Source organism: Nocardia sp. NPDC059229 (genome assembly GCF_042754165.1).
In the GTDB taxonomy this organism is placed as follows: domain Bacteria; phylum Actinomycetota; class Actinomycetes; order Mycobacteriales; family Mycobacteriaceae; genus Nocardia.
Genome location: NZ_JBHZAK010000004.1, coordinates 264,636 through 280,948, shown reverse-complemented (window position 1 = coordinate 280,948; position 16,313 = coordinate 264,636). Strand labels below are relative to the sequence as shown.

At 70.9% G+C, this 16,313-nt stretch carries 12 protein-coding genes; 7 read left to right on the top strand and 5 right to left on the bottom strand.

The window, feature by feature from the left end:
- Positions 1 to 37 precede the first annotated feature (37 nt).
- A complete protein-coding gene (locus ACFXHE_RS12585; protein WP_379382538.1) occupies positions 38 to 3,130 on the top strand; it encodes an FAD-dependent oxidoreductase in 3,093 nt (1,030 codons plus the stop codon).
- A 43-nt stretch (positions 3,131 to 3,173) separates the two neighbouring features.
- Here the strand turns inward: ACFXHE_RS12585 and ACFXHE_RS12580 are convergent, their stop codons facing one another.
- Positions 3,174 to 4,469 (bottom strand): FHA domain-containing protein, encoded by a 1,296-nt coding sequence (locus tag ACFXHE_RS12580; RefSeq protein WP_379382536.1) that lies wholly within the window; start codon positions 4,467 to 4,469, stop codon positions 3,174 to 3,176.
- Positions 4,470 to 4,675: 206 nt separating this feature from the next.
- On the opposite strand from ACFXHE_RS12580, the gene ACFXHE_RS12575 reads away from it, so the two are divergent.
- On the top strand, positions 4,676 to 5,086 hold the full coding sequence (locus ACFXHE_RS12575; RefSeq protein WP_379382534.1) for a hypothetical protein: 411 nt from the start codon (positions 4,676 to 4,678) through the stop codon (positions 5,084 to 5,086).
- Between the two features lie 122 nt (positions 5,087 to 5,208).
- Here the strand turns inward: ACFXHE_RS12575 and ACFXHE_RS12570 are convergent, their stop codons facing one another.
- Both ACFXHE_RS12570 and ACFXHE_RS12565 read right to left on the bottom strand, forming a co-directional pair.
- On the bottom strand, positions 5,209 to 6,747 hold the full coding sequence (locus ACFXHE_RS12570) for a glycerol-3-phosphate dehydrogenase/oxidase (RefSeq protein ID WP_379382532.1): 1,539 nt from the start codon (positions 6,745 to 6,747) through the stop codon (positions 5,209 to 5,211).
- A 48-nt stretch (positions 6,748 to 6,795) separates the two neighbouring features.
- The gene (locus ACFXHE_RS12565) at positions 6,796 to 7,398 is read right to left on the bottom strand and encodes a TetR/AcrR family transcriptional regulator (RefSeq protein WP_379382530.1); all 603 of its coding nucleotides are present in this window, start codon (positions 7,396 to 7,398) and stop codon (positions 6,796 to 6,798) included.
- Between the two features lie 128 nt (positions 7,399 to 7,526).
- Here ACFXHE_RS12565 and ACFXHE_RS12560 point away from each other — a divergent pair, with 128 nt between their 5' ends.
- The gene (locus tag ACFXHE_RS12560) at positions 7,527 to 9,104 is read left to right on the top strand and encodes an FAD-binding oxidoreductase (RefSeq protein WP_379382841.1); all 1,578 of its coding nucleotides are present in this window, start codon (positions 7,527 to 7,529) and stop codon (positions 9,102 to 9,104) included.
- Positions 9,101 to 10,027, top strand: a complete 927-nt coding sequence (locus ACFXHE_RS12555) for a diacylglycerol/lipid kinase family protein (RefSeq protein ID WP_379382528.1) — start codon at positions 9,101 to 9,103, stop codon at positions 10,025 to 10,027. The genes ACFXHE_RS12560 and ACFXHE_RS12555 overlap by 4 nt, the downstream gene beginning before the upstream one ends.
- 115 nt (positions 10,028 to 10,142) lie before the next feature.
- On the opposite strand, the gene ACFXHE_RS12550 is transcribed toward ACFXHE_RS12555, so the two are convergent.
- Positions 10,143 to 10,511, bottom strand: coding sequence for a hypothetical protein (locus ACFXHE_RS12550; protein ID WP_379382526.1), 369 nt, complete (start codon positions 10,509 to 10,511; stop codon positions 10,143 to 10,145).
- A 214-nt stretch (positions 10,512 to 10,725) separates the two neighbouring features.
- Complete coding sequence (locus ACFXHE_RS12545; protein ID WP_379382524.1) at positions 10,726 to 11,361, bottom strand: class I SAM-dependent methyltransferase; 636 nt, start codon at positions 11,359 to 11,361, stop codon at positions 10,726 to 10,728.
- Between the two features lie 324 nt (positions 11,362 to 11,685).
- Here ACFXHE_RS12545 and ACFXHE_RS12540 point away from each other — a divergent pair, with 324 nt between their 5' ends.
- The 3 genes from ACFXHE_RS12540 to ACFXHE_RS12530 all read left to right on the top strand — a co-directional run bounded on the left by ACFXHE_RS12540 (position 11,686) and on the right by ACFXHE_RS12530 (position 16,234).
- On the top strand, positions 11,686 to 14,385 hold the full coding sequence (locus ACFXHE_RS12540; RefSeq protein WP_379382522.1) for a valine--tRNA ligase: 2,700 nt from the start codon (positions 11,686 to 11,688) through the stop codon (positions 14,383 to 14,385).
- Between the two features lie 74 nt (positions 14,386 to 14,459).
- Positions 14,460 to 15,830 carry a bifunctional folylpolyglutamate synthase/dihydrofolate synthase gene (locus ACFXHE_RS12535; RefSeq protein WP_379382839.1) on the top strand — a complete coding sequence of 457 codons (1,371 nt, stop codon included), beginning with the start codon at positions 14,460 to 14,462 and terminating at the stop codon, positions 15,828 to 15,830.
- A complete protein-coding gene (locus ACFXHE_RS12530; protein ID WP_379382520.1) occupies positions 15,827 to 16,234 on the top strand; it encodes a DUF4233 domain-containing protein in 408 nt (135 codons plus the stop codon). The genes ACFXHE_RS12535 and ACFXHE_RS12530 overlap by 4 nt, the downstream gene beginning before the upstream one ends.
- Positions 16,235 to 16,313 lie beyond the last annotated feature (79 nt).

Genomic DNA, 16,313 nt, shown 5'->3' with positions numbered 1-16,313 from the left:
GCGAGATCGACGACTGCGCCGGGGAAGGGGCGGGAACATGGCGGGGCGGCCGGTCATCGAGATCCGGGAATGGGGACGGCCCGCGCGGCGGCGGCTGCTGGACGGGCCCATCGTCTTCGGGCGCGACGGCAGTCACGAGGTGCTGGCCGACGGCGGGGTCTCGCGGCAGCACCTGCGGCTGGTGCCCACCCCGACGGCCCTGTCCGTGGTCGACCTGGGCAGCCGCAACGGCACCACCGTCAATGGCGTGGCCCTGACCGGTCGGCGGGAACTCGTCACCGGTGACGTGGTGCGCCTGGGCCGCAGCGAGATCCTGGTGCTGCACACCCCGACCGGCGAACCGGACGAGCACGTCCCCTCCGAGACCGTGCTCGGGCCGTCGGGCGCGATACCCCGCCCGCCCGGCGGCGAGCCGACGCCCGCGCGCTGGGTGGCCCTCGCCAACCGGATCCTCGGCCTCGACCCGACCGGCGAGCGAAACCTGTTCCCCGCCTTCACCGAACTGCCGAGCCGGATACCGCTGCCGGTCTGGCAGGCGGCGCGCTTCCTGAGCATCACCGCCTACCTGGCGCTCATCGTCACGCTGTTCGTGCGGCCCGCGGGCGGGCTGTTCGTCTTCTTCAGGATCGTCGTCCCGTTGCTGCCCGGACTGTTCCTCATCGCACCGGGCCTGTGGCGCAACACCTGTCCGCTGGCCGCCACCAATCAGCTGCCGCGGCTGTTCCGCTTCACCCGCGCGCTCGCGCCGCCGGCGTGGCTGCAGCAGCGCGGCTATCTGATCGCGGTCGCCCTGTTCTTCGGCATCGCCGGATCGCGCCTCGCGGGCCTGGACCGCAGCGGCGTCGCCACGGGTCTCGTGCTGTCCGCGGTCCTGCTGGCGGCATTCACCGGAGGTGTCGTGTTCAAGGGCAAGAGCGGCTGGTGCAGCAGCATCTGCCCGCTGTTCCCGCTGCAGCGCGCCTACGGGCAGACGCCGTTCGTCACCATCGCCAACAATCACTGCCGCCCGTGCGTGGGCTGCGCCAAGAACTGCTTCGACTTCAAGCCGCGCGCCGCCTACCAGGCCGATATGGCCGATCCGGACCGCGGCTGGAGCGCGCCGCGCAAGCTGTTCGCCGCCGCGCTGCCCGGATTCGTGCTCGGGTTCATGGTGCTGGCCGGATATCCGGGAGTGCCGGTGCCGCAACGGTATCTGACGCTGGGCCTGGTCCTGCTGGTCGCGGTGGGCGTCTACTTCGCCGTCGAGGCGCTGACCGGGGTGAGCCCGGCCATGCTGTCGGCGGTGTACGCGGTGGTGGCCCTCAACGGCTTCTACTGGTTCGCGGGACCGGTGCTGCTCGGCTCGTTCACCACCATCACCGGTGTCGGCGGCGTGGCCTGGTTACGCTGGCCGATCAGCTTTTTCGTACTGGCCGCGACCCTGCTGTTCCTGGCCCGCACCCGGGTCAGCGAACTCCAGTACGCGCTCAGCACCGGCGCCCGCACCGAACCCGTCCTGCTGCCCTTCCCGCGGCCGCGCACCGACGACGACAATGCCACCGTCCCAGCGGCTTCGGTGGACCTCGACGGCCGGACCGTGGCCGCCGAACTTGGCGTGAGCCTGCTCGATCTCGCCGAGAAGGCGAACCTGCCCCTGGAGTCGGGCTGCCGCATGGGCGTCTGCGGCGCCGACCCGGTCGCCGTCCTAGAGGGTGGCGAGCAACTGTGCGATCCGACCGCAGACGAGCGAAACACCCTGCGGCGGTTGGGATTCGCCGATAACACTCGCATGGCGTGCTGCGCCCGCGTGAACGGCGGCGGCGTCCGGGTCTCGCTCACCCCCGAACCCGGGCACGGCACCGGCGACCGCCCGGCCCACTTCGATCGCTCCCTGATGAGCCTGGTCGTCATCGGCACCGGCATCGCGGGCGTCACCGCCGCCGACTTCCTGCGCCGCGGCCACCCCGACTGCGAAATCCACCTGGTCGGCCGGGAATCCCACGATTTCTACAACCGCATGGGCATCTCCCGCCTCATACCCGGCCGGTCCGCCATGCAGGGCCTGCACCTGCTGCCCGAACAGTGGTACGAGGACCACCGCATCACGCCGTGGCTCAATACCCTTGCCACACACCTGGATCCACGGTCGCAGCGGGTCCACCTCGGCACCGGCGACGTCCTGCCCTACGACCGGCTCATCCTCGCGACGGGTGCGTCCGCCGCGCTGCCCGAGATCGCCGGACTGCACCGGCCCGGCAGCTTCGTGCTCCGCGAGGCGGGGGACGCCATGACCATTCGCGCCTACGCCCAGCAGCGGTCCTGCGTCCGCGCCGTGGTCGCCGGCGGTGGTCTGCTCGGTCTCGAGGCCGCATATGCCCTGCACCAGTTGGGATTACGCGTCACCGTGCTGGAACGCGGGCCGCGGCTGCTCGGCAAGCAGCTCGATCCGCGGGCATCGGCCATCGTGCTGGACCACTTCACCCGGGCCGGGATCGAGGTCCGGCACCGGGCCGAGACCGCCGCGCTGACCGCCGATTCCAGGGCGGTCGCACCCGGCAGTCCGCGCGGGCCCGGCCGGGACTCCGATCCGGTCCGGTCCGCGGTCCTGAAGGACGGGACGGTCCTGCCGTGCGAGGTATTCCTCACCGCCACCGGCATCCGCCCCAATACCGACCTGGCCGCCCGCGCCGGAATCCCGGTCCGGCGCGGCATTCTCGTGGACGACCGCATGCGCACCGCCGTGCCGCACGTGTACGCGGCCGGAGACGTGGCCGAACATCGCGACCGCGTGCTCGGCCTGTGGCCCATCGCCGCCGAACAGGCGCAGGCCGCGGCGGTGAACGCGCTCGGCGGCGATCAGGTGCTGACCGCGGAGACGCCCGCCACCATCCTCAAGGGAGTCGGCCTGGAGCTGTTCAGCATCGGGCAGGTCGAGCCGGGACAGCGCGACGAGGTGATCGTGGTGGACGAATCACCCCGGCCGTCCTATCGGCGGCTGGTCATTTCCGGCGACCGCGCGGTCGGGGCGATCGTGCTGGGCCATCACCCCACCGATGTGGCCGCCGCGCAGCAGGCCGTCCGCGCCCGGAAGGCGATACCCGGGGCGGCCCGGAGTGCCCTACAGCGAGGGGACTGGTCCGCACTGCACTAGCGCGGGATGTCCTGCGCGGCAGCCACCTGGTCGGCACTGCGATCTACAGGGCCGCCTGCGCCGTGCGATAGGTGAGGATCCGCTCGCCGATGCGCAGGCTCCACCCGGCCTTCAACTCCGTCGGCCGCTGCCCCACCCGAACCCAGTCCGCCGCACCGGGGGCCGCCACGAAGGTCCCGCCCGGCGTCCCCGCGTCCCGTACGTACACGAGGCCGTTCTCGACGAACACCCGCGCGTGCACCCGCGACACGTGCCGATCCCGCGCGATCACGATGGGCGAGGCCACCGCCCGCCGCACCGCCTCGTCGATCATCGGGTCCCGCCCGATCACATACGGCCGATCCAGCGGATACACCGCGCCCTCGGTACTGGTGAGCGCCCCGCCTGCCGCGGCCATGGCCGAGGTGGCGGGCGGCTGCGGCCCGGCGGTGGCGCGGGCTCCGGGCTCGCCGATGTCTTCGGCGCCCGGGCTGTACGCCGCCGTCGGCGGTTGATCCTCCGGGGCGGGGCGATCCTTTCGCCCGGCCGGACGGCCGGAATCGGGTCCGGAGTCGGCCTGCGCCTCGATCCGCACCCGCTTGTCGAGCGCCGGCGCAGGCTGGTCCGAACCGGAGTCACCCGCGAGCCGTGAGCCCGGAGCCGGAGTCGTGGCGGCATTGCGGGGATTCACGGGTTCGGCGGCGGGCTCCGGAGGTTTCGGGGAAACCTGCTGTCCGACAGCGGATTCCGCGCCCGGGGCCGGGATGGGTACCGAAAAGCGCGTATGGGAAGGCGTCGGGGTCGGGGCCCGGCGGGTGAGGTCGGCGACCGGAGGGGACTCCGGCGCGGCTTTCGGCGGGGTCTCACTGGCGCGCGGGGCCGTCAGTCCCGAGACCGGGGCGTGCAGGACGAAACCGCCGCCCGGCACGACTCCGGCACGAAGATCGGTGTGCGGCAGTTCGCTGCCCGCGCCGTCGGCGACCACGGTGAGCCGCCGGATCGGATCGCGCACGATTTCGTCGGCCCAGGTCAGGGCGCGTTCCCCGGACAGCAGGCGGGCGCCCTCGGGCCCGTCGACCGCGGCGGTCACCGCGCCGCGCAGCAGGATCAGGATTCCGCCCGCCGTCGGCGCGACCACCCCGAAGGCCGGAGGCTGTGCGGAACTGCTGGTGAACACGGTCGCCGCCAGCCGCTGCGCGATCGCCACACCGGGATCCGCGGCGCTCGCCGCGGTCTCCGCCGCACCGATAATCCGTTCCGTGGACGGACTTTCACCGTGCAGGAAGATGACCACATTCCCGAACCGGGCGATCAGTCCTGCCCCGGGTATCAACCCGACCGTCGTCGGAATCCGACCCATCCGCGCCTCCCTCTCCCGGCGCCCACAACATCGCAGCCAAGCATAGGACCGTTCCGCGGCCCGGGCATACGACCGATCCGACGGGGCGCCCGGCGACACGCGTCCACCGGTTTGCCGGAATGCCGCCCCTGGCCGGGATCGGGGCGCGAGGATCGAGGCAGCGTGCCGGTGCATCCGGCTCCGGCGTCACCGATGAGGACCGAACCATGAGGGGCACGATCATCAGGACCACCACCGCCGCCGCGATCGGCTGCGCCACGCTCGCGACCGTCGCCGGACTGGCCGCGCCCGCCGGCGCGACCGCGACCCGGGTCGGCATCGACCCGGGCATCAGCTTCGGCTCGGCCACCAACTACGGCACCGGCTGCAGCTACGACATCGACGGCATCGTCGACGACCCGGTCACCCCGGTCGTCTTCTACGACAACGGGATTCCCTTCGCCTACGCCACTCCCTCCGGCTCGCTGGCCCAGACCCGGTGGACACCCGTCACCGCCGGACCACACCGCCTGCAGGTCTGGCAGCACCGCCCCGACGGGCAGGACGTCTTCCCGTACGTCGACATCCAGGTCGGCACCGGCCTGCCGACCGGCTCCGGCTGCGGCGTCGCCAACTAGATACCGTCCGATGCCGTCGACCAACCGCTCTGCGGCGTGGTGAACCGACCGCCTCGGGTGCGGTGGACCGGCCGCGGTCCGGTGTGGTCGGCCAGTCGATACCCGGTGTTGTTGATCAGCCGCTACTCGAAGGCCGCCTTTGCGGCGGCCTCGGCAGCCTGCCGGTCCGAGGCGACGAGGCCGATGCGGGTCCGGCGGTCGAGCAGGTCGGCCGTGTCGAGAGCGCCCTCGTGGGCGACGGCGAAAGCGAATTCGGCGGCGGTGACATCCATGCCGGGCGCCACCTCCGTCGCCAGGCTCGGATGCTGGTCGGCCAGCGTGAGCACGGTGGTCGCCTCGCTGCCGTAGCGCTCGACCAGGCGCGGCGGGGCCTGGATGGCATCGCGGGCCGCGCCGGACACCGCGCCCACCAGGGGCAGGCTGCGGGTGCGGCACGGTGCGGCGGCCAGGTGCGCGTGCGCCACCGCGGCATCCACCGCGTCCTCGGCCATCTTCCGGTAGGTGGTGAGCTTGCCGCCCACCACGGTGATGACGCCGGTGGGGGAGGTGAGCACGGCGTGCTCGCGCGAGATGTCGGCGGTGCTGTCGTCGCCGGTGCGCAGCAGCGGCCGCAGGCCCGCGAAGCTGCCGCGAATATCGCTGCGGCGCAACGGCTCCCGCAGCACCGTGTTCACGGTGTCGAGCAGGAAGTCGATCTCGCCGTCGGTGGCGTGCGGGACGTCCGGCACGGGGCCGGGCGCCTCCTCGTCGGTGAGACCCAGATAGACCCGGTTGTGCGCGGCCGGGAACGCGAAGATGAAACGACTGGTGCTGCCCGGAATCGGCACGGTCAGCGAGGCGGTGAGACCGCCGAACGCGGCGGCGTCGAACACCAGGTGCGTGCCGCGCGAGGGCCGCAGTTCGATGCTCGGATCCACCTGATCGGCCCACACCCCGGTGGCGTTCACGACCGAACGCGCTGTCACGTCCAGGGTTTCACCGGTCAGCGCATCGGTCAGCGTGGCACGGTCGCCGGTGACATGCGTGGCCTCGACCCGGGTGAGCACCGTCGCGCCCTCCCGGGCGGCCGTGCGGGCGATGGCCACCACCAGCCGCGCGTCGTCCACCAGCTGCCCGTCCCAGGCCAGCAGTCCGCCCCGCAGCCCGGCCCGGCGCACCGTCGGGGCCAGCCGCAGCGCCTCGGCCGCCGCCACCCGTCGCGACCGCGGCAGCACCGACGCCGACGTCCCCGCCGCCCGGCGCAGCACGTCCCCGGCCAGGAATCCGGTCCGCACCAGCAGCTTCTGCGCCGCACCGATATTCGGCAGCAGCGGCACCACCTGCGGCAGCGCCCGGGTCAGATGCGGCGCGGTGCGGGTGAGCAGGATGTCGCGCTCGACCGCGCTCTCGTGCGCGATCCCGACCCCGCCGCTGGCCAGATACCGCAGCCCGCCGTGCACCAGCTTGGAACTCCAGCGGCTGGTGCCGAACGCGAAGTCGTGCTTCTCCACCAGTACCGTCCGCAGCCCGCGCGCGGCGGCGTCCAGCGCCACACCCACGCCGGTGATGCCGCCACCGATCACCAGCACGTCGATGGCCGCGTCGTCACCGAGTGCCGACAGCTCTCGCCGCCGCCGCGCCGCGTTGAGCGACGAGTCGGGCCGAGCCGTATTCGAAGTCATGGGAAGGCCTTTCGATCAGTGCCGCTGTCGGTTGTCGAGAATGTCGAGCTACTCGGTCCCCGGCGAGGTGCCGGTGGGGGTCAGGTAGCCGTGCAGGGCGTAGGCGAGTTCGGTGTCGAGGTGGTCGCCATCCAGAACCGGTGCGAAGGCGGTCGCCGACTGGACCGCGGACTGGGCCATCAGCAGCAGCATGGCGGCCAGCTGCCCGGGATCCCCGGCGCGAATCGAGTTGTCGGCCTGGCCTTCTCGGATGGCGTCGGCGAACAGGTCGATGAGGGCGCGCTGATTGCGGCCCAGCCGCTCGAACACGTAGGTCAGCATGATGTCGGTGTCGGCGCGGAAGATCTTGGCGAACAGGGGATTCCGGCGCATCACCGCGCCGCCGCCCACGATGGCCCCGACCAGCCGCTCGCGCGCGCTGCCCGTGCTGGGCGCGGTGTCGGTGATGATCTCGCGCAGTTCCCGCACCAGCAGGTCCGCCACCAGGGACCCGGTATCGGGCCAGCGGCGGTACACCGTCGGCCGGCTGACGCCCGCGCGGCGGGCCACCTCGGTCAGGGTGGTGCGCCGGACGCCGAATTCGGCCACGCAGGCGCGTGCCGCGTCGAGGATGGCCCGATCGACGGCGGAGGATGGTTCGGTCGAACTCATGGTTGCCACCACCGGAGAGTAGTTGTCGTTACTGCTTGACATTCTATGTCAGACTGTAACGCATGGTCGACACACAAGCAGCTGCCGCGTCCACGGAAAACCCGGGCGAGCCGCAGGTTCGCGCGAGTATGGTGTGGGACGCCTGGGGCTCCCCGTCCGGACACAAACCGCTGTCCGAGCAGATTCGGGGACTGCTCGCACAGGTTTTCGGGGTGTCCGGTGAGCCGGTGACCCGTCGCGATGAGGGCGACGTGCCGCTGCGCGCCTCGGCGCTCACGCCGGAACAGCACGCCGGGCTCGTCGCGGTGGTCGGAGCCGAGCACCTGTCGATCGACCATCGCGACCGCCTGCTGCACGCCGGCGGCAAATCCACGCCCGACCTGCTGCGCCGCCGGGCCGACGGCGAGCAGGACGCGCCCGACGCCGTCGTCTTCCCCGCCGATCACGACCAGGTCCTCGCGCTGCTGAAGTACTGCTCCGCCAAGGGCATCGCGGTCGTGCCCTTCGGTGGCGGCACCAGCGTGGTCGGCGGCCTGGATCCCGCGCGCGGCCGCTTCCCGGCCGTCGTCGCGCTCGATCTGCGCCGGCTCGACAGCCTCACCGACGTCGATCCGGTCAGCGGCACCGCCACCCTGGGGGCGGGCCTGTCCGGCCCGCAGGCCGAGGAACTGCTTGCCCGCCAGGGCCTTTCGCTCGGCCACTTCCCGCAGAGCTTCGAATACGCCACCATCGGCGGCTTCGCGGCCACCCGCTCCTCGGGCCAGGCCTCGGCCGGCTACGGCCGCTTCGACGACATGATCCAGCGGCTCCGGATCGCCACGCCCGCAGGCGATCTCGACCTCGGCCGCGCGCCCGCCTCGGCCGCCGGACCCGACCTGCGCGAACTGTTCTCCGGTTCGGAGGGCACCCTCGGCATCATCACCGGCGTCACCCTGCGTGTGCACCCGGTCCCGGAAACCACCGGTTACCAGGCCTGGTCGTTCCCCGACTTCGCCACCGGCGCCAATGCGCTGCGCACCGTCATCCAGGCCGGTGCCGCCCCCACCGTCATGCGCCTGTCCGACGAGGCCGAGACCGGCCTGAACCTGGCCCGCGCCGGGGACATCGGCGGCGCGCCCGTCGGCGGCTGCCTCGCGGTCACCACCTTCGAGGGCACGGCCGTGCACGTGGCCGCCCGCAGTGCCGAGGCCGCCGCCCTGCTGGCCGCCGCCGGCGGCATCGCGCTCGGCGAAGCCCCCGCCCGGGAATGGGAACACGGCCGCTTCGCCGCCCCCTACCTGCGCGATGCGCTGCTGGACGTGGGCGTGCTCTGCGAGACCCTCGAAACCGCCAGCAGCTGGGCCGATCTCGCCAACCTCAAGGCGAAGGTGACCGCGGCGCTGACCGATTCGCTCACCGCCCAGGGCACCCCCGCGCTGGTCATGTGCCATATCTCGCACACCTACCCGACCGGCGCGTCGCTGTACTTCACCGTCGTCGGCAAGCAGGCCGCGGACCCGATCGCGCAGTGGGCCGTCGCCAAGCGGGCCGCGGGCGACGCCATCGTGGCCGCGGGCGGCACCATCACCCACCACCACGCGGTGGGCGCCGACCATCGGCCGTGGATGACCGACGAGATCGGCGATCTGGGTGTGCAGGTGCTGCGCGCGGTGAAGAATGCCGTCGACCCCGCCGGAATCCTCAACCCTGGGAAGCTGATTCCGTGACAACGATCTGCTCCATCGCCCTGGTGACCAATCCGCTGTCCGGTCACGGCAAGGGCGCGCTGGTCGCCGTGGAGGCGGCCAACCGCTTCGCCGCCCGCGGCGTCCAGGTCACCGAGATCCGCGGCGAGTCGGCCGCCGAGAGCGAACGGCTGGTGCGCAAGGCGCTGGCCGACCCGGACGCCCGCCCCGACGCCGTGGTGGCGGCGGGCGGCGACGGACTGGTCGGCGTGGTGCTGCAGGCCCTGGTCGGCACGGGCGTCCCCCTCGGCCTGATCCCCGGCGGCACCGGCAACGACCTCGCCCGCGAACTCGGCGTCCCCGACGACACCGACGCCGCGGTGGCCACGGTCGTGGGCGGCCGGACCCGCGCCATCGATCTCGGCACCGTGGAAACCGAGGAGTCGGGCCGCGCCCTCTGGTTCGCCACCGTCACCGGCACCGGCCTCGACGCGCGAGTCACCCTGCGCGCCAACGCTCTCCGCTGGCCCAACGGCCCGATGCGCTACACCGTCGCCGCCCTGCTCGAACTCGCGGGCAAGCTGGCCGTGCCCTATCGCATCGAACTGACCGGCTCACCCGACCATCCGGACGGCACCGTCCTGGAACTGGACGCGGTCATGGTCGCCGTCGGCAATACCCGCACCTACGGCGGCGGCATGCTCATCTGCCCCGACGCGCTCATCGACGACGGCCTGCTGGACCTGACCGTGGTCGGAGCCATGTCCCGGCTGGAGATGCTGCGCCTGCTCCCGACCCTGTCCTCCGGCAAGCGCATCGACCATCCCGCCGCGGTCCAGTACCAGGCCCGGGAGATCCGCCTGACCGCTCCCGGCGCGCCCGCCACCGCCGACGGCGACCCGGCCGGACTGCTCCCCGCGCACTTCCGCGCCGCCCGGGGCGCCCTGGACGTGCTGGTCCCCTGACCCCGTCGTACCGCCCGACCGCGTCCGGTCGATCCGGCAAAAGCAGTGCGCCCCATGTCTTTCCGGCATGGGGCGCATTTGTCATCTGGGGTCGGAGGAAGATGGTTCGACACTCTCACCAGACCTGAAAGACGCCCAAACCCTTCGGGCTCAGCACCACATCCACCGAGCCGTTGGGATGCGCCGCGGCCTCACCGACGACCGCGGGCATATCCGCGAACACGGCATGGCCGTTCTGGATGAGAGTCGAATCGGGTTGCAGCCCCAGGATCACGGCATTGTGCGGCGCATACCGGTCGATCAGCGCCGGAATCGGGCTCTCGGCCAGGGCCTGCGTCTCACCGTGATCGAGCTCCACCCCCGCCGCGCTGATCTGCGGAATCACGAACGGGGTTGCGGCGGAAGCGGTTCCGGCTCCGGCCGCTCCGGCCAGACCGAGCCCCGCACAGGCGGCCGCGGCAAGAGCAAAGGTTCGAACACGCATGATGACTCGCTTTCCAGCGGCGGGGAGAGATGTCCTGCGGAGCTGTATCGATTACTGCGGTGAACTGTGGCGGCTGGATCCAGCCGGGTAGCCAGAACACATCACCGCAGGTGACCATGGCAAGGCTCGAGTGATTTATGCCACTCCGGCTAGCAAAAGTGATTCAGATCACATGCTCTGACCGGGCAAATGCGACAGGCGGTCGGAGCGCCGACTAGGACGGGCGTGCGATGAGCAAGTTTCCAGAAATCGGCTTCCGCGGCAGGAGCTGGTGAGCAACCGTCAGCCCGGCCCGCTCCAGCGCATCCTTCACCTCGGCGACCGGGCGGAGGGTGAATCCGTATGGGGCGAAAGGCATTTTCGCCATGACGTCCGGGTCGCCGATGCCGATCACCAAGCGGCCCTCGGGGGCGAGGACACGTGCCAGCTCGATGCAGGCGCGATCCAGATCCGGCACGAAATAGATGGTGTTGCAGGTGATCACGGCATTCAGGGCGGCGTCCGGGAACGGGAGCTCGGTGAGGGAGCCCTCGGCCAGGCGCAGGCGGTCGGACGAGACGTCGGCCGCGAACTCCGATCGGGCCCGCGCCAGCATGTCGGGGGAGAGCTCGACACCGGTCACCGTGCCGGACCCGATCCGGTCCAGTAGCAGGGTCAGCCCGATGCCCCCGCCGAATCCGATATCGGCAGCCGCGTCACCGGCGGCCACCTCGGTCGCCGTCACCGCGGCCTCGATCATCGGCCGGTTCCCGCGATTGAGGAGGTGCGCCACGCCCTTGCCCAGCACTCCGTGCGGATTTCCCAGCTGCCCGGCGACCGTCGACATCACCCGCGAGACAATCGGATTCATGCTCGACAGGCTACCCGCCGGTCACTCCGCCAGGACCTCGCAATGCGCTTGTCACGACGCGAGAACAATGCGGCGGACGCAACGTCGATGCAACGAAACCTGGTCTACCCTGGCCCATTTGGGCCAGAACCTGAGAATTGCCTTTGGATCCGGGAAGGAGGCCCGAAACGGCGGTAGGCTGACCATCGAGGGCGAGGCTTCCGGTGTCCCTCATCCGTCGGAAGCCTCGCCCTTCGGCTATCCATCCGGGCCCCCTCCGGCGGTAAATCGGGCCTAGGAAAAACCCGGTCGTTCGGCGATAATCCCAGCCCTTAGAATCGACCGGTGACCAGCGCAGCCCCTGAGAACCCGCGTAATCGTGCCGATGCCCTCCCCAAGAGCTGGAACCCCAGCGATGTCGAGGCCGACCTGTACGAGCGCTGGGTAGCCGCCGGTTACTTCACCGCCGACCCGGCTAGCGCCAAGCCCGCCTACTCGATCGTGCTGCCCCCGCCGAACGTCACCGGCACCCTGCACATGGGCCACGCCCTCGACCACACCCTCATGGACCTGCTCACCCGCCGCAAGCGCATGCAGGGCTTCGAGGTGCTCTGGCTGCCCGGCATGGACCACGCCGGCATCGCCACCCAGACCGTGGTGGAGAAGCAGCTCGCCGTCGACGGCAAGACCAAGGAGGACTTCGGCCGCGAGCTGTTCGTCGACAAGGTCTGGGACTGGAAGCGCGAGTCCGGGGGCCAGATCCAGGGCCAGATGCGCCGCCTCGGCGACGGTGTGGACTGGAGCCGCGACCGCTTCACCATGGACGACGGGCTCTCCCGTGCCGTGCAGACCATCTTCAAGCGCCTCTACGACGCGGGCCTCATCTACCGCGCCGAGCGCCTGGTGAACTGGTCGCCGGTGCTGCAGACCGGCATCTCCGACCTCGAGGTGGACCACAAGGAGGTCGAGGGCGAACTCGTCTCCCTGCGCTACGGCTCGCTGAACGACGATGAGCCGCACGTGATCGTGGCCACCACCCGGGTGGAGACGATGCTCGGTGACACGGCCGTCGCGGTGCATCCGGACGACGAGCGGTACCAGGCCCTCATCGGCTCCACGGTCTACCACCCGATCACCGGCCGCCAGATCCCCATCGTCGCCGACGACTACGTGGACCCCGAATTCGGTTCCGGCGCGGTCAAGATCACCCCGGCGCACGACCCCAACGACTTCGAGCTCGGCCTGCGCCACAACCTGCCCATGCCCACCATCATGGACAAGACCGGCAAGATCGCCGACAGCGGAACCGAATTCGACGGCATGGACCGCTTCGAGGCCCGGCTCAAGATCCGCGAGCGGCTCGAGGCCGAGGGCCGTGTGGTCGGGCGCAAGTACCCCTACATCCACCAGGTCGGCCACTCCGAGCGCTCCGGCGAACCCATCGAACCCCGCCTGTCCATGCAGTGGTGGGTGAAGGTCGAGGGCATCGCCAAGGCCGCCGGTGACGCGGTCCGCAACGGCGATGTCAAGATCCACCCCGCCAGCCAGGAACCGCGCTGGTTCGAGTGGGTCGACAACATGCACGACTGGAACATCTCGCGCCAGCTGTGGTGGGGTCACCGCATCCCGATCTGGTACGGCCCCGAGGGCGAGATCGTCTGCGTCGGACCCGACGAGCAGGCCCCCGAGGGCTACGTCCAGGACCCGGACGTGCTCGACACCTGGTTCTCCTCGGGCCTGTGGCCCTTCTCCACCATGGGCTGGCCGGACGCCACGCCCGAGCTGAGCACGTTCTATCCGACCAGCGTGCTGGTCACCGGCTACGACATCCTCTTCTTCTGGGTCGCCCGGATGATGATGTTCGGCATGTTCGTCTCCGACGACCCGGTGCTCACCGTCGGCAAGGACCCGAACCAGAAGCAGGTCCCGTTCCAGGACGTGTTCCTGCACGGCCTGATTCGCGACGAGTTCGGCAAGAAGATGTCCAAGTCGCGCGGCAACGGCATCGACCCGCTGGACTGGATCAACGAATACGGCGCCGACGCCACCCGATTCACCCTCGCCCGCGGCGCGCAGCCCGGCGGCGACCTCTCGGTCGGCACCCCGCACGTGACGGCCTCGCGCAGCTTCATCACGAAGCTGTTCAACGCCACCAAGTTCGCGCTCATGAACGGCGCGCAGCCGGGCGAACTGCCCGCGCGCGAGAGCCTCACCGACACCGACCGCTGGATCCTGGACCGCCTCGACGAGGTCGTCACCGAAGTCGATGCGGCCCTGGACCGTTACGAGTTCAGCAAGGCCCTCGAGGGTCTGTACCACTTCGCGTGGGACGAATTCTGCAGCTGGTACCTGGAATTGGCGAAGGTGCAGTTCGCCGAGTCCGAGGAGCGCGCGGCGAGCACCCGCCTGGTGCTCGGCACCGTCCTGGACGCCGTCCTGCGCCTGCTGCATCCGGCCGTCCCGTTCGTCACCGAGACGCTGTGGCAGGCCCTCACCGACGGCGCCGAGGGCGAGTCCATCGTCGTCTCGGCCTGGCCGGCCGTCTCCGGCGCCACCGCCGACGCGGCTGCGGCCCGCCGGGTTTCGGACACCCAGAAGCTGATCACCGAGATCCGCCGCTTCCGCTCCGACCAGGGCCTGGCCGATAGTCAGAAGGTGGCCGCCAAGCTCAACGGCATCGACACCGCCGACCTGCTCGCCCAGGAGGCCGGTATCGCCAACCTGGCCAAGCTCACCCCGGCCGGTGACGGCTTCGCCGCCACCGCCTCGCTCGAGGTGCGCCTGAGCACCGCCACGGTGACCGTCGAGATCGACACCTCCGGCACGGTCGACCTCGACGCCGAGCGCCGCCGCCTGGAGAAGGACCTCGCCGCCGCCCAGAAGGAACTGGCCGGCACCACCGGCAAGCTCGGCAACGAGGCGTTCCTGGCCAAGGCCCCCGAGGACGTGGTCGCGAAGATCAAGGCGCGCAAGGAGATCGCCGAGGGCGACGTCGAGCGGATCACCGCCCGCCTCGCCGAGATCGCCAAGCTGGCGGCCCAGTGAACGACGAACCGGAACGTCAGTACGCCGAGGGCGCCCCGCTGAGCAGCGGCACCTCGCCGGTGGACCTGGCCGAGATGGCGCTGGTCGAGGCCGAACTCGACCAGCGCTGGCCGGAAACCAAGATCGAGCCGTCGCTCACCCGCATCGCGACGCTGATGGACCTGCTGGGCTCGCCCCAGCAGTCGTATCCGGCCATCCACGTCGCCGGCACCAACGGCAAGACCTCGGTCACCCGCATGATCGACTCGCTGCTCACCGCGCTGCACCGGCGCACCGGGCGCATCACCAGCCCGCACCTGCAGCTGGCCACCGAGCGCATCGCCATCGACAACGCGCCCATCACGCCCGGGCGCTATGTCGAGATCTACCGCGAACTGCTGCCGTACGTGGAGATGATCGACGCGCAGTCGAAAGCCGTTGGCGGCCCGGCCATGTCGAAGTTCGAGGTGCTGACCGGGATGGCCTACGCGGCCTTCGCCGAAGCGCCGGTGGACGTGGCCGTGGTGGAGACCGGGATGGGCGGTCGCTGGGACGCCACCAATGTGATCGACGGCCAGGTCGCCGTCATCACCCCGATCGGGTTGGACCACATCGACTATCTGGGTCCCGACCTCACCTCCATCGCGGGGGAGAAGGCCGGGATCATCAAGAAGGCCCCCGCCGACGAACTCGTCCCGCGCGACACCGTCGCCGTCATCGCCCAGCAGGAACCCGAGGCCATGGAGGTGCTGCTGCGCCGCGCGGTCGAGGTCGACGCGGCGGTCGCCCGCGAAGGTGCGGAGTTCCAGGTGCTGTCCCGTCGCGTCGCCATCGGTGGCCAGATGCTGGAGCTGCAAGGGCTCGGCGGCGTCTACGACGAGATCTTCCTGCCCATGCACGGCGAACACCAGGCCCGCAACGCGGTGCTGGCGCTGGCCGCGGTCGAGGCGTTCTTCGGCGCGGGCGCGTCCCGGCAGCTCGACATCGACGCCGTACGAGCCGGATTCGCGGCCGCCGTCAGCCCCGGCCGGATGGAGCGCATGCGCAGCGCGCCCACCATCTTCATCGACGCCGCCCACAACCCGCACGGCGCCGCAGCCCTGGCGGCCACGCTGACCAGTGAATTCGACTTCCGCAAACTGGTCGGCGTGATCGCGGTGCTGGGCGACAAGGACGCCGGCGGCATCCTCGACGCCCTGGAACCGGTCTTCGACGAGATCGTCGTCACCGAGAACGGCTCCCCGCGCGCCCTGCCCGTCGACGACCTGGCCAACCTCGCGGTCCAGCGCTTCGGCGACGAACGCGTGGCCGTCGCCCACGACCTGGCCGACGCCATCGAGACCGCCATCGCCCTCGCCGAGGGCGGGGAGGACGGCGAACTGGTCTCCGGTGCGGGCATAGTCATCACCGGCTCGGTCGTCACCGCCGGGGCCGCCCGCAGCCTGTTCGGAAAGGATCCCGCATGACCTCCGACGCCACGCCCGACGTCCCGCCGCCCGCCACCGACCCGTGGAAGGGCCTGCGCGGCGTCATGGCCGGCACCCTGGTTCTCGAGGCCATCACCGTGCTGCTGGCGCTGCCGGTGATCGGCGCGGTCGGCGGCGGCCTGCGCTGGTGGTCCGTCCTCTACGTGGTCGGCCTGGCCGTGGTCATGTTCCTCGGTGCAGGCCTGCAGCGCCGGCCCTGGGCCATCCCGTTCAACCTGGCCCTGCAGGCGGCCCTGCTGCTCGGCGGCTTCATCCACCTGTCGATCCTGGTGATCGGCGTGGTCTTCGTCGCTGTCTGGGCCTTCATCCTGTTCCTGCGCTCCGATGTGCAGAAGCGCATGAACGCGGGCCAGCTGCCCAGCCAGCGCATGTCCGGAGCCTGAATAATTCGCGACAATCCACGCAGACCGGGGCATCCGTCCCGGTCTGCGTTTTTCCTGCTGAGTGACCGCCGGTTACAGT